At 71.2% G+C, this 12893-nt stretch carries 13 protein-coding genes and 1 pseudogene; 9 read left to right on the top strand and 5 right to left on the bottom strand.

Annotated elements, in window-relative coordinates:
* Positions 1-5: 5 nt before the first annotated feature.
* The 3 genes and pseudogenes from ACF1FZ_RS21965 to ACF1FZ_RS21955 all read right to left on the bottom strand — a co-directional run bounded on the left by ACF1FZ_RS21965 (position 6) and on the right by ACF1FZ_RS21955 (position 2954).
* Entirely contained in the window at positions 6-1781 is a 1776-nt protein-coding gene (locus tag ACF1FZ_RS21965; protein ID WP_391775075.1) for a serine/threonine-protein kinase, read from the bottom strand.
* An 83-nt stretch (positions 1782-1864) separates the two neighbouring features.
* Positions 1865-2340, bottom strand: a pseudogene (locus tag ACF1FZ_RS21960) (MarR family winged helix-turn-helix transcriptional regulator).
* The gene (locus tag ACF1FZ_RS21955) at positions 2337-2954 is read right to left on the bottom strand and encodes a DJ-1/PfpI family protein (protein WP_391775074.1); all 618 of its coding nucleotides are present in this window, start codon (positions 2952-2954) and stop codon (positions 2337-2339) included. Before ACF1FZ_RS21955 ends, ACF1FZ_RS21960 begins: the two are co-directional and overlap by 4 nt.
* Before the next feature lie 174 nt (positions 2955-3128).
* Here ACF1FZ_RS21955 and ACF1FZ_RS21950 point away from each other — a divergent pair, with 174 nt between their 5' ends.
* The 3 genes from ACF1FZ_RS21950 to ACF1FZ_RS21940 all read left to right on the top strand — a co-directional run bounded on the left by ACF1FZ_RS21950 (position 3129) and on the right by ACF1FZ_RS21940 (position 6087).
* Positions 3129-4502 carry an aspartate aminotransferase family protein gene (locus ACF1FZ_RS21950; RefSeq protein ID WP_391775073.1) on the top strand — a complete coding sequence of 458 codons (1374 nt, stop codon included), beginning with the start codon at positions 3129-3131 and terminating at the stop codon, positions 4500-4502.
* 90 nt (positions 4503-4592) lie between these two features.
* Positions 4593-5306, top strand: coding sequence for a GntR family transcriptional regulator (locus ACF1FZ_RS21945; RefSeq protein ID WP_391775072.1), 714 nt, complete (start codon positions 4593-4595; stop codon positions 5304-5306).
* Between the two features lie 130 nt (positions 5307-5436).
* Positions 5437-6087, top strand: coding sequence for a hypothetical protein (locus tag ACF1FZ_RS21940; protein WP_391775071.1), 651 nt, complete (start codon positions 5437-5439; stop codon positions 6085-6087).
* Positions 6088-6146: 59 nt separating this feature from the next.
* Here ACF1FZ_RS21940 and ACF1FZ_RS21935 read toward each other — a convergent pair whose 3' ends face one another.
* Positions 6147-6935 carry an SLATT domain-containing protein gene (locus tag ACF1FZ_RS21935; RefSeq protein WP_391775070.1) on the bottom strand — a complete coding sequence of 263 codons (789 nt, stop codon included), beginning with the start codon at positions 6933-6935 and terminating at the stop codon, positions 6147-6149.
* Positions 6936-7295: 360 nt separating this feature from the next.
* Here ACF1FZ_RS21935 and ACF1FZ_RS21930 point away from each other — a divergent pair, with 360 nt between their 5' ends.
* From ACF1FZ_RS21930 to ACF1FZ_RS21905, 6 genes are all read left to right on the top strand, one after another.
* On the top strand, positions 7296-7634 hold the full coding sequence (locus ACF1FZ_RS21930) for a YbaB/EbfC family nucleoid-associated protein (protein ID WP_391775069.1): 339 nt from the start codon (positions 7296-7298) through the stop codon (positions 7632-7634).
* A gap of 61 nt (positions 7635-7695) precedes the next feature.
* Positions 7696-8295 (top strand): recombination mediator RecR, encoded by a 600-nt coding sequence (gene recR, locus ACF1FZ_RS21925; RefSeq protein WP_391775068.1) that lies wholly within the window; start codon positions 7696-7698, stop codon positions 8293-8295.
* Between the two features lie 83 nt (positions 8296-8378).
* Positions 8379-9038 (top strand): DUF5063 domain-containing protein, encoded by a 660-nt coding sequence (locus tag ACF1FZ_RS21920; protein WP_391775067.1) that lies wholly within the window; start codon positions 8379-8381, stop codon positions 9036-9038.
* A 222-nt stretch (positions 9039-9260) separates the two neighbouring features.
* Entirely contained in the window at positions 9261-10532 is a 1272-nt protein-coding gene (locus ACF1FZ_RS21915) for an aspartate kinase (protein ID WP_136326566.1), read from the top strand.
* Entirely contained in the window at positions 10529-11593 is a 1065-nt protein-coding gene (locus ACF1FZ_RS21910) for an aspartate-semialdehyde dehydrogenase (protein WP_391775066.1), read from the top strand. Before ACF1FZ_RS21915 ends, ACF1FZ_RS21910 begins: the two co-directional genes overlap by 4 nt.
* 359 nt (positions 11594-11952) lie before the next feature.
* Positions 11953-12531, top strand: coding sequence for a SigE family RNA polymerase sigma factor (locus tag ACF1FZ_RS21905; RefSeq protein ID WP_391775065.1), 579 nt, complete (start codon positions 11953-11955; stop codon positions 12529-12531).
* 143 nt (positions 12532-12674) lie between these two features.
* On the opposite strand, the gene ACF1FZ_RS21900 is transcribed toward ACF1FZ_RS21905, so the two are convergent.
* Positions 12675-12893: a hypothetical protein gene (locus ACF1FZ_RS21900; protein WP_391775064.1), complete on the bottom strand. Its 219-nt coding sequence runs from the start codon at positions 12891-12893 to the stop codon at positions 12675-12677.

Genomic DNA, 12893 nt, shown 5'->3' with positions numbered 1-12893 from the left:
GCCGCTCAGCCCGTCTTCGTGTACGTCAGGCTCTTGCCGGTGGCCGTGCCCTCACGGCGCAGGGTGCCGTCGGGCAACAGCGTCAGGACGGTGGGCTCGCCCGGGGTGCACGACGACATCGGTTCGCCCTCGGTGACCCGGGAGGGCCCGATGCGGACGGGCCCTCCGGAGGCGGGCTCGCTGTCCAGGCCGGCCTGGAAGACGCAGCGGTAGGAGCCGCCGGCACCGAGCGGGCCCTCTGCGGTGAGGGACAGTACGGTGTCGCCCACCTCGCCTTGCCGGACGACGAGTTGACGGGTGGAAGGGCCTCCGCCGCCTTCGACGGCCCCGGACCAGGTGCCCAGGAATCCGGCAGGGACGGCGCCGTCCGCGCCCGTGCCGCCGGAACTCCTGCCGCCCGTGTCCGTGCCGTCCGTGGAGGTGCCGGCGGCGGAGGGCGAGACGGTTCCGGACGCCGTGGAGCCGCTCCCGCCCTGCATGAAGGCGTACACCCCGCAGCCCGCCCCCACCGCGACGAGCAGCGCGACGGCGGACAGCAGCAGGGTGGGTGCCGCCCTGCGGCGGTGCTCGGGTGCGGGTGGAGCGAAGTGGGCCGGGGCCGGCCCGTACGCAGGAGCGGGCCCGTGGCCGTAACCGCGGGTGAGCTGTCGCGGATACCCGTACGGAGGTGGCGGCGGGGCCTGGTGCGGCGCCGGAGCGGCCGGGCCGATCAGGGTGGGAAGTCCGTGCGCGGCGCCGCGCGGCCGCGCCGGTGCGGGAGGAGCGGCCTTCGGAGGCGCGGACGGCACGGGTGCGGTCGGCACCCCCCGCGGGCTCGGCGCCGGGCCGGTCTCCTCCGGCCCGCTCTCCTCCGGGTCCTCGGAATCCAGCAGCTCCACGGCGTGCCGGCCCAGCTGGGCGATCAGCGCACCCGGCAGCCACGGCTCCGTCGTGTCCGTGTCGCCCAGCCGCTCCAGGACGGTGTCCGTGGAGGGCCGCGCGGCCGGATCCTTCGCCAGGCAGTCCCGGACCAGCCCGGCCAGGGCGGCGGGTACGCCGGTGAGGTCCGGGTCCTCATGCGCGATCCGGAACATCAGCGCGTGGATCCCGCTGTCCGTAGTTCCGAACGGCAGCCGGCCGGTCGCCGCGTACGCCAGCACGGAACCGAGGCAGAAGACGTCGCACGCGGTCGTCACACGCTCGCCCCGCACCTGTTCGGGCGCCATGAAACCGGGTGAGCCGATCATCGCGCCGGTGCGGGTGAGGCCACCGTCGGCGACGGTCTCCAGGGCACGGGCGATACCGAAGTCGATGACCCGGGGGCCGTCGATCGTCATCAGGACGTTGGACGGTTTCAGATCGCGGTGGATCAGTCCGGCGCGGTGGATGTCCTGGAGAGCCTCCGCGAGCCCGGCGCCCAGGATGCGGACGGAGCGCTCGGGAAGCGGACCGTACGCCCCCGGCCCGGCCACGGGGACGCCCGGGCGGCCGGAGACGATGCGGTGGAGCGAGGGGCCGGCGACGTAACCGGTGGCCACCCACGGCACCGCCGCGTCGACGCCGGCGTCGAGCACCGGTGCGGTCCAGGAACCACCCACCCGCCGGGCGGCCTGCACCTCCGCCCGGAAACGGTCGCGGAAATGCTGCTGCTGGGCGAGCTCGGGGCGGACCAGTTTGATGGCGACGGTGCGGCCCCGGTCCGAACGGGCGAGGAACACCTGGCCCATCCCGCCGGCTCCGAGGCGCCCCAGCAGGCGGTAGGTGCCGATGCGTTGCGGATCGCCGGAGCCCAGCTTCTCCATGATGCGTTTCCTCCCCCGTACGGCCGTGGCGGGCCGTGGGTCGAGAATAACGGCGCCCGTGGCCCGTGGCCCGGAGACCGCCCTCAGTCCGCGGAGGGCTCCGGTGGCGCCCCGGAGGAGGAGGCCAGGGTGTCCATGGCGGCCGAGAGCCGCTCCAGCGTCTGCACGGTCCGGGCGAACTCCTCCTCACCCGGCTCCTGGGCCAGCCGCTGCGCGAACTCCCCGTGGGCGGGTCCACCCGGCTCACCGCGGCCCGGCCCCGTGCGGTGGGCCGGAGCAGCTCCGCCCGCCGGTGGGCGGGATTCGCGACGTATTCGGCGAGGCCCCGGTCCACCGGCAGATCGGCGATCCGCTGCACGCTCTGCCGGGTGATACCCATCGAACGCGCGATCCCCGACACGGGAAGCGGCTCGGTCAGGACCGCACCGAGGACCTGCCACCGCGCCGCCGTGAGGCCGGCCGGCCCGGCCAGTCGCTCCGCCACGGACAGGAACCTGCCGTTGAGCCGGAACACCCCGGTCGCGGTGCGGCTGAACCCCTCCTGGTTCTGCGTGTTCATCCTTCGAGTACCTCGTACGCACTCGTGTCCGAGTCGTGGAAGAGCCGGTACCAGGCGTCCAGCTTCTCCGGCTCGAACACCCCGAGCAGTCCGAGGATCTCGCGGGCGAAGGCGACCGGTTCGGCCGGCCCCGCCGTGACGAGGGCGCCACGCGGGGCCCCGCCGGCGTCCGGTTTCCCGCCGTCGTCGGTGACCGCGTCGGCCTCCACGTGGTGCGCACCGCCCGCGTACCGCGTGGCCGCGAGGTGCCACGGCGCCGCGCTGGTGTGGGAACGGCCGTCGAACAGGCCTTCGCGGGCCGGCCCCGCGGTCGCCCCGCAGAGGGCCGCCACGGGCACACCGGCGTCCAGGAAGGTCCGCGCCGCACGGGCGAAGGGGGCCAGGGCGTCACCTCTGTCCCAGAGGAAGGCGCTGGTGAGGATCAGCAGCTCACTGTCGCCGGGGGCGAGCCCGTCGAGCGGGAGACCGGGCTGGACGCGCATCCCGCCCCTGGTGGTGACGGGTGCGGCGGTGAGGCCGACGGTGCGCACGGTACGGCCGTACCGGGTGAGCTGGGCCGTGGCGAAGCCCGGCTCCCGGTCGGCGAAGGTGTCGTAGACGGCCGTGCCGGTCATGCCGACCTCCGGGACGGGACACGGAACTTCATGACAGCGAGCTGTCATGAAGCCAGCATGCTGTCAATGTCCTGTCGTGGGTCCGGCCGGGACCCGACACCCTGCCGAGCCGGGCGGCCCATGCCGTACACAGTGACCATGGAGGACGGCCGGGCCGCCGCATACGCTCACCGTATGAGCTCCGATGCCCCTCGCGCCCCGTACGCCGACCCCGCAGCGGGTGCGGCCGTGAAGGCCGCCGACCGCGCACACGTGTTCCACTCCTGGTCCGCCCAGGGCCTGATCGACCCGCTCGCCGTCGCCGGCGCCGAGGGGGCGTACTTCTGGGACTACGAAGGCAACCGCTACCTGGACTTCACCAGCGGTCTCGTCTTCACCAACATCGGCTACCAGCACCCCACGGTGGTGGCCGCGATCCAGGAACAGGCAGGCAGACTCGCCACTTTCGCCCCCGCGTTCGCCGTCGAGGCGCGGTCGGAGGCGGCACGCCTCATCGCCGAACGGACCCCCGGCGACCTGGACAAGATCTTCTTCACCAACGGCGGCGCCGAGGCCGTCGAGAACGCCGTCCGCATGGCCCGGCTGCACACCGGGCGCCAGAAGGTCCTCTCCGCCTACCGCTCCTACCACGGTGCCACCGCCACCGCGATCAACCTCACCGGTGACCCGCGCCGTTGGGCGTCCGACACCGGGTCGGCGGGCGTCGTCCGCTTCTGGGCGCCGTTCCTCTACCGCTCCCCGTTCCACGCGCGGACCGGGTCCGAGGAATGCGCCCGCGCGCTCCAGCACCTCGAGGACACCCTCGCCTTCGAGGGCCCGGCGACCGTGGCCGCCGTCGTCCTGGAGACGATCCCCGGCACGGCCGGCATCATGACGCCGCCGTCCGGCTACCTCGCGGGTGTCCGCGAGATCTGCGACCGGTACGGCATCGTGTTCGTGCTGGACGAGGTGATGGCCGGGTTCGGGCGCACCGGGAAGTGGTTCGCCGCCGACCACGAAGGCGTCGTACCGGACCTCATGACGTTCGCGAAGGGCGTCAACTCCGGTTACGTGCCGCTCGGCGGCGTCGCGATCAGCGCCGAGATCGCCGCCACGTTCGAGACCCGCCCCTATCCCGGCGGACTCACCTACTCAGGTCATCCGCTGGCCTGCGCCGCGGCCGTCGCCACGATCAAGGTGATGGAGGAGGAGAAGATCGTCGAGGGCGCCGCGCATCTCGGCGAGCACGTGCTCGGTCCCGGCCTGCGCGAACTCGCCGAGCGCCACCCGTCCGTCGGCGAGGTGCGGGGGCTCGGCGCCTTCTGGGCACTGGAACTGGTCCGCGACAGGGAGACCCGCGAACCGCTCGTCCCGTACAACGCGACCGGCGAGGCCAACGCCCCGATGGCGGCCTTCGGCGCGGCCTGCAGGCAGAACGGGATCTGGCCCTTCATCAACATGAACCGCACCCACGTCGTCCCCGCCTGCAACATCACCGCGGCCGAGGCGAAGGAGGGCCTCGCGGCCCTGGACGCGGCCCTCTCGGTCGCCGACGAGCACACCGTGTAGACGACACCGACATGACGCCCTCCCCCGTGCCCGGAACCGGGCACGGGCCCTGGCTTATGGTGACCCAAGCCGAGAACGGAAGGGGGCGTCGTGGGTGCGAGCGGAGGCGTGACCCGCAGTACGCTGCGGCAGCAGATCGCCGACGCGCTGCGTGACGAAGTGCTCGCGGGACGTCTGCGGCCGCGGGTGGAATTCACCGTCAAGCAGATCGCCGAGCAGTACGGGGTGTCCGCGACACCCGTCCGGGAAGCGCTCTTCGACCTCTCCGCACAGGGACTGCTCGAATCCGACCAGCACCGCGGTTTCCGGGTCCGTGAATTCACCGTCGCCGACTACCGGGCGATGGTGGAGGCGCGCGCCCTGGTCATAGACGGGGTGTTCCGGAGGATCTTCGACGGGACCGGATCGGCGCCCGCCGTGCTCGGCGCCCACCGGGCCGCCCTGGTGTCCGTGCGCCGCCGGGCCGAGGAGGCCACGCGGGCCGCGCGCAGCGGTGACCTGGACATCCTCGTCGGCTACGACCTGCGGTTCTGGCGGGAGCTCGGCGCGGTCATCGACAACACCTACATCAGCGAGTTCCTGCAACGGCTGCGGATGCAGGCCTGGGCCTTCGCCGTGCCGTATCTGCGCGGGGACGCCGACGTGTGCGACTGGCTGTGGAACGGCCACCAGGAACTGGTGGAGGCGATCACGGCCGCCGACGGACCCGCCGTACGGGCGGTGCTGGACGCCTACTACGCGCACGGGCTGAAGTGGGCGGACCGGCTGGCCGCCGGCGACCCCCCGCACCCGGGGCACGGCTGAGCGCGTACCGGTCCGGGCCGGCATGCGGCCGGCCGCCCTCCGGTCTGCGGACGCCCGCACCCTGTGCGCATGCTCCCGGCCGCATTACGCTGGCCCGACCATCGCACGAACCGTTGGAGAGCGAGACTTCGTGGCCTGTGACCTGTGGCTGGTCCCCCTCGTCGATGTGCTGTGCCACAGCCCCGACAACCCGTTCGCCGAAGAGATCGCCGTCTACGACAAGGCGTTGAACGAGGCGGGGCTGCCGCCCGTGCCCGTCTACGCCTACATGCCGGGTCTCACCGGGGACGTCGCCCCGGTCGCGGGCTTCGACTACGACGCCCTGCACTTCCTGCGCCGCGCCCACCTGCTCCGGCTGAGCGGTCTCGCCGTCACACCCGTCGACGAACTGGGCGGTGACTACGAGCAGTTGCTGGAGATGTTCGAGCAGAGCGCGAAGGAGTCGCACCTGGTCTGGCACTACGACCACGCCGGGGCATACGTCCCGGTGGACTTCCCCCATCCGCTCTCCGACGACCGGCTCATGGAGGGCGGCGGCCCGCTGGGCTCCTCCCACGGCCTGCTGCGCGACCTGGAGTTCGTCGCCCCGTCCCTCGGTATCGACCCGGCCAACCCGCCGGCCGCCCCTCTCCCGCCCGCCGGCCCGACGGCGCTGGAGGAACGGGCCGCCCCGGTTCCGTACGACGAGCACCCCTTCGCCCGGGAGCGGCACGTCTGGCTGGGTCTGCACGCGGCGGCCACCCGCAGCCTCGCGCAGGGCTCGATGATCATCTTCAGCTGATCCGGTGCCCCGCCGGCCCCCGGTGGCCGGCGCGCGCGGCCGGCGGGGCGGCTCCTGGTTCAGCGGGGCGGCTCCGGCGGCCGCTGGCGCGGCATGTTGGGGCGGACCGCCGCGGGCATGGTGAGCCGGCCGGGAGCGGCCCCCGGTTCGGCGCGGCCCCCGGGCCCGCCCGACACCAGCGACTGCATCCCCATGGGGGCGGGCCCCGCCCGGAACTCCACCATCCAGTCCGCCGTCTCCATGCGGACGAGTTCGGTGATGTCCTCCGAGAACCGGCGCAGGACCCCCAGGCACCGCTCCGCGGCCTCGCTGGCGGTGCCCTCCGTGGGCCCGAGCACCTCCCGGACGCATTCGGAGGACCAGTCGAACTGCAGCGCCTGCAGGCGCCGCTGCACGGCCTGCGCCGTCGCGAGATTCCTTATCCAGCCGGACGTCAGTCCGAAGTACCGGTCGCACGCCATGCAGGCGGCGCCCAGCAGCAACGACAGGTAGCCCCAGCCCGCCGAGCCGCGCAGTTCCCCGGTCAGGTCGAGCAGCGGGAGGGCCGCACCCGCGACCACCCCCGCCGCCGTGCCGAGCCGGAGCAGCCGGGCCGTGACCCGCTTGCGCACACGGTCACGCAGATACCAGTCCGCGGTCTCCATGGCGCCGGCCTCGACCCAGCGGTAGAGCTCGTCGAGCCGTTCGGCGGGCTCACCCCAGTCACCGAGAGGGAAGGCGCGGCCGGTCAGGTCCCGGGGGCCCGAACCGTATCGTGAACCGGACCGTTCGGTTCCGGTGCCTGCACCGGATCCCGCACCGGGCTCTTTGCGGGGCGGCCCTTCGGGCTGCATCTCCGGCTGACTCACCGGGGCACTCCTCTGCACTCTGCGTTCGGCGCGTATCGACGCGGGATCGGCGCGGTTCTCGGTCATGGAAGGGGCGGGTACCGGCATATGACCGGGCCCCACTCGTGTAACTCTGCGTTACCTTCACTATGCGTACGGGTGTGGATACGCATGCTCTTCCTACCGCCGAATGGTGGGCCGCGGGGTCGAAATCGCAGGATTCCCGGGTAGGCACGGCCTCTGGTCAGGTATAGGAGCGCGACAGGCACTTTCCAGAACTCACCCGAAAGAGTTGGTCCCCGGCGGGTGGGGCGCGGCGTCCGGTGAACACGTAGGCTCGGGATACCGAAACATTCCGTCGTCGAAATGCCAGGAGTGACCGTGATTCCCGGTGGTGGCCAGCCCGACATGCAGCAGCTGCTCCAGCAGGCCCAGAAGATGCAACAGGATCTCGCCGCGGCTCAGGAGGAGCTGGCCAGGACCGAGGTCGAGGGACAGGCGGGCGGTGGCCTCGTGAAGGCCACCGTGACCGGGGCCGGCGAGCTCCGCGCCCTGGTGATCGATCCCCGCGCCGTGGACCCGGAGGACACCGAGACGCTCGCCGACCTCGTGGTCGCCGCGGTGCAGGCGGCCAACGACAACGCACAGCAGCTCCAGCAGCAGAAGCTGGGCCCGCTGGCACAGGGCCTGGGCGGCGGCATGCCGGGTCTCCCGTTCTGACCCCTGTAGCTACCCAGGCGTACCGGATACGGTACGAGCAGGAAAAAGGAAAGGCGTTCCGTTGTACGAAGGCGTGGTTCAGGAGCTGATCGACGAGCTGGGCAGGCTGCCGGGCGTCGGTCCCAAGAGCGCGCAGCGGATCGCCTTCCACATCCTGCAGGCCGAGCCCACCGACGTACGCCGTCTGGCCCACGCCCTCCTCGAGGTCAAGGACAAGGTCCGCTTCTGCGAGATCTGTGGCAACGTCGCCCAGCAGGAGCAGTGCGGCATCTGCCGGGACGCGCGCCGTGACCGCTCGGTCATCTGCGTGGTCGAGGAGCCCAAGGATGTCGTGGCCATCGAGCGGACCCGTGAATTCCGGGGCCGCTACCACGTACTCGGCGGCGCGATCAGCCCGATCGAGGGCGTCGGCCCCGACGACCTGCGCATCAGGGAACTGCTGGCCCGGCTCGCGGACGGCTCCGTCACGGAGCTGATCCTGGCGACCGACCCCAACCTGGAGGGCGAGGCCACCGCGACGTATCTCGCCCGGATGGTCAAGCCGATGGGCCTGCGGGTCACGCGGCTGGCCAGCGGACTGCCCGTGGGCGGCGACCTGGAGTACGCGGACGAGGTCACCCTCGGCCGCGCCTTCGAGGGGAGGCGGCTGCTCGATGTGTGACCCGGCGTCCGCCTGCGGCTCCACGTGCGGTGGCGCTATGTTCTACCCACCGTTCGCGACCCTGCCCACGGGAGGTCTCCTCGATGTCTGACGCCACGTTGAACTCCGTCACACAGGATCCGGACGACTTCGCCGTCCAGATCGCGGACCAGATCAAGACCTTCATCGTCGCGGTCACCGAGGTGTCCAAGGCCGATGAACCCGAGGAGGCCGTCCCGGTCCTGCTCCTCCAGGTCTCCCAGCTCCTGCTGGCCGGCGGGAGGCTCGGCGCGTACGAGGACATCCTCCCGGACGAGCGCTACGAGCCGGACCTGGACGACGAACCGGACGCCGACGGGCTGCGTGAGCGCTTCGCGGAGCTGCTGGAGCCCATCGACGTCTACTCCGAGGTCTTCGACCCGTACGAGCCGCGCAAGGCCCCCGTGCCCCACCGCATCTCCGACGACCTGGCGGACCTGGTCACGGATCTGGGGCACGGCCTCGCGCACTACGAGGCGGACCGCACGGCGGAGGCCATGTGGTGGTGGCAGTTCTCGTACTTCTCCAACTGGGGCTCCACCGCCTCGGCGGCTCTGCGCGCACTCCAGTCGCTGATCGCCCACATCCGGCTGAACCAGCCCCTCCAGGAGCTCGACGGCCTGGACACGGACCAGGACCCGGGTGACGGGGACCTGGCGGAGGAGGCCGGGCGTGTGATGGCCGCGGAGATCGCCGGGCCGCTGGGTCTGCGGCCGGTCCTGTAACTCCCCGGCCGGGCGCGCTCGCGCCGCGCGTGACTCTGCTGTGTCCTGGGACACAAAAGGCGTGCGCTGGGGGCGAAGGGGCAGCAGCCCGGTACGAGCAGTCCGGAACGACGCTCCGTGCCACCTGGTGGGCGGGACATCTCACCATCCGGTACCAGCGGGTCGAATCCGGGCTGCTCGTTAAACTGAGCCGACCGCACCATTATTGAGCGAGGAGCGCACGTGGGCCTTGTCGTGCAGAAGTACGGAGGCTCCTCCGTAGCCGATGCCGAAGGCATCAAGCGTGTTGCCAAGCGAGTCGTCGACGCCAAGAAGAACGGCAACCAGGTGGTTGTCGTGGTGTCCGCGATGGGCGACACGACGGACGAGTTGATCGATCTCGCCGAGCAGGTATCCCCGATGCCTGCCGGGCGTGAGTTCGACATGCTGCTGACCGCCGGAGAGCGGATCTCCATGGCACTGCTGGCCATGGCGATCAAAAACCTGGGCCACGAGGCCCAGTCGTTCACGGGGAGCCAGGCCGGTGTCATCACCGACTCGGTCCACAACAAGGCGCGCATCATCGATGTCACGCCCGGCCGCATCCGGACCTCGATCGACGAGGGCAACATCGCCATCGTCGCCGGGTTCCAGGGCGTGAGCCAGGAGGGCAAGAACATCACGACCCTCGGCCGTGGTGGCTCCGACACGACCGCTGTCGCGCTGGCCGCCGCGTTGGACGCGGAGGTCTGTGAGATCTACACCGATGTGGACGGTGTCTTCACCGCCGACCCCCGGGTCGTGAAGAAGGCGCAGAAGATCGACTGGATCTCCTTCGAGGACATGCTGGAGCTGGCGGCGTCCGGCTCCAAGGTGCTGCTGCACCGCTGCGTCGAGTACGCACGCCGTTACAACATCCCGATCCACGTCCGCTCGTCCTTCTCCGGACTGCGCGGCACCTGGGTCAGCAACGAACCGCAAGGGGACCAGCAGGTGGAGCACGCCATCATCTCCGGAGTCGCCCACGACGTCTCCGAGGCCAAGGTCACGGTCGTCGGCGTTCCCGACAAGCCGGGCGAGGCCGCCGCGATCTTCCGCGCCATCGCGGATGCCGAGATCAACATGGACATGGTGGTGCAGAACGTCTCCGCCGCGTCGACCGGGCTGACGGACATCACGTTCACCCTGCCCAAGGCGGAGGGCCGCAAGGCCATCGACGCCCTGGAGCGCAACCGTGCCGGCATAGGCTTCGAGTCGCTGCGCTACGACGACCAGATCGCGAAGATCTCTCTCGTCGGCGCCGGAATGAAGACCAACCCCGGGGTCACCGCGGGCTTCTTCGAGGCTCTGTCCGACGTCGGGGTGAACATCGAGCTGATCTCCACGTCGGAGATCCGGATCTCGGTGGTCACCCGTGCCGACGACGTCAACGAGGCCGTGCGTGCCGTGCACACCGCCTTCGGTCTCGACAGCGACTCCGACGAGGCCGTCGTCTACGGGGGCACCGGCCGATGACGGGACGCCGTCCTTCGCTCGCGGTTGTCGGTGCGACCGGTGCGATCGGCGGCGTCATGCTCCAGATCCTTTCTCAGCACGAGGACGTCTGGGGCGAGGTCAGACTGATCGCCTCTCCGCGGGCGGCCGGCACCAAGCTGGTCGTACGCGGCGAGGAGACCGAGGTCCTCGCGCTCGCCGAGGACGTGTTCGACGGGGTGGACGTCGCCCTGTTCCTGGTGCCGGACGAGGTGTCCGCGCAGTGGGGGCCGGTCGCCGCCGCACGGGGCGCCGTGGTCGTGGACGACTCGGCGGCCTTCCGGCTGGACGACGACGTGCCTCTGGTCGTTCCTGAGATCAACCCCCATGCCGCGCGGCTGAGACCGCGCGGCATCGTCGCGTCCCCGAACTGCACGACGCTGTCGCTGATCGTCGCGGTCGGCGCGCTGCACGCCGAGTTCGGGCTTCGGGAGCTGATCGTCTCGTCCTACCAGGCGGTGAGCGGCGTGGGCCGGGACGGCGTCGCCGTGCTCCGTGAGCAGCTCGCCCTGGTGGCGGGCACGGAGCTGGGTACACGCCCGGGGGACGTACGCCGGGCGCTGGGTGACGGGGACAAGAGCCCGTTCGCCGCCCCGGTGGCGCTGAACGTGGTGCCGTGGGCCGGGACCGACGCCGGTGACGGCTGGTCGTCCGAGGAACTGGCGATCCGCCAGGAGTGCCGGAAGGTCCTGGGCCTGCCGGACCTGAAGGTGACGGCGACCTGTGTGTACGTGCCCGTCGTCGCGACGCACTCCATGTCGGTGCACGCCCGTTTCGAGAACGAGGTGTCCGTGGCCCGGGCGCACGAGGTCCTGGCGACCGCGCCCGGGGTGGTCCTGTTCGACAGTCCGGCGGCCGGTGACTTCCCCACGCCGTCCGATGTCGTTGGCACGGACCCGACCTGGGTGGGCCGGGTGCGGCAGTCGATGGACGATCCACAGGCCGTCGACATGTTCGTCTGCGGCGATAATCTCCGAAAAGGCGCGGCTCTCAACGTGGCTCAGATCGCCGAGTCGGTGGCCGGGGAATTCCCTCGTACTTGATCGAACCTGTTTTGTAGGATTCGTGTGCACCCTGTGAGTAACTTGCTGGCTTGAAGTCCTTGAGCTGGGGCGTTGTCGTATCCGACGATGATCTCCTGGCCCTCCGCAACCGCTGGGCGGATGCGACGCGTCTACGCCGTCACTTCTTGCGTGGCTGGACACGTTTTCGGGGCATTTGGGGAAGAGCAGGTACGAATGAGGGCATGTCGCACAGCATCGAACGCGGTGCCGTACGCGTACAACCCTGACGGGGGGAAGCGTGTCCAACTGGCGTGGCAGAGGTTCTCGACATCACAGTGGCGGGCCCGTTGCGAGGCGCTTCGGTGCGTCCGCTCCGGCGGCCCCGCGCAGCCGGCGGTATGCCGGTGATTGCGCCCGTGCCCGCTGCGCGACCCGCCCGGCTGCCGTCGCAGCGCGGCGAGGGCGCTGAGGTGACGGTGGCGGCGGGAACAACGGTCGACCATCTCACCGAGACCTACCGCGCCCACTACCGCTCGCTGCTGGGCCTCGCGGCCCTCCTGCTGGACGACACCGCTTCCTGCGAGGACGTGGTGCAGGAGGCGTTCATCCGGGTGCACTCGGCCCGGAACCGGGTGCGTGATCCGGAGAAGACGCTCGCGTACCTCCGCCAGACCGTGGTCAACCTGTCCCGTTCCGCACTGCGCCGGCGCATCCTCGGGCTGAAGCTCCTCTCCAAGCCGATGCCCGACATGGCGAGCGCGGAGGAGGGCGCGTACGACCAGTTGGAACGGGACGCGCTGATCAAAGCGATGAAGGGGCTGCAGCGCCGCCAGCGCGAGGTGCTGGTGCTGCGCTACTTCTCGGACATGACGGAGGTCCAGGTCGCGGAGACACTGGGCATATCACTCGGTTCGGTGAAGGCGTACGGCTCCCGGGGCATTGCGGCACTGCGCGTCGTGATGGAGGCGCAGGCATGAGCGGGCCCGAGCACAGGCACGACGATGACCGGACTGGAAACGGAATTGTGAACCACGGGCCGGAGGACATCCCGAACACCGATCCGGAGCGGGACGGTGAACAGAAGCAGGATCAGGACGCGGCCGACGGCGCGGAAGCCGCCTCAGGGCCCGCCGCCCCCGGTGCGGCCCCGGATGCCCATGAGCCGGGCGTCCACGAGCCGGACAGCTCTGCGCCGGGCAGGCATGCGCCAGGCGGTCGCGCGCCGCGCGGTGAGGGCGGCCGCGACCCGGGCGGTCCTGCCGCTGGGGGCGGTGACGGCGGCACGCTGACCGACCTCTTCGGGCGCGGCGGCAAGGCCGGCGGTGCTTCCGGTGGTCAC

This window comes from Streptomyces sp. NPDC014623 (assembly GCF_043088245.1).
Lineage (GTDB): Bacteria > Actinomycetota > Actinomycetes > Streptomycetales > Streptomycetaceae > Streptomyces.
This window is presented reverse-complemented; position numbering and strand designations above follow the sequence as displayed.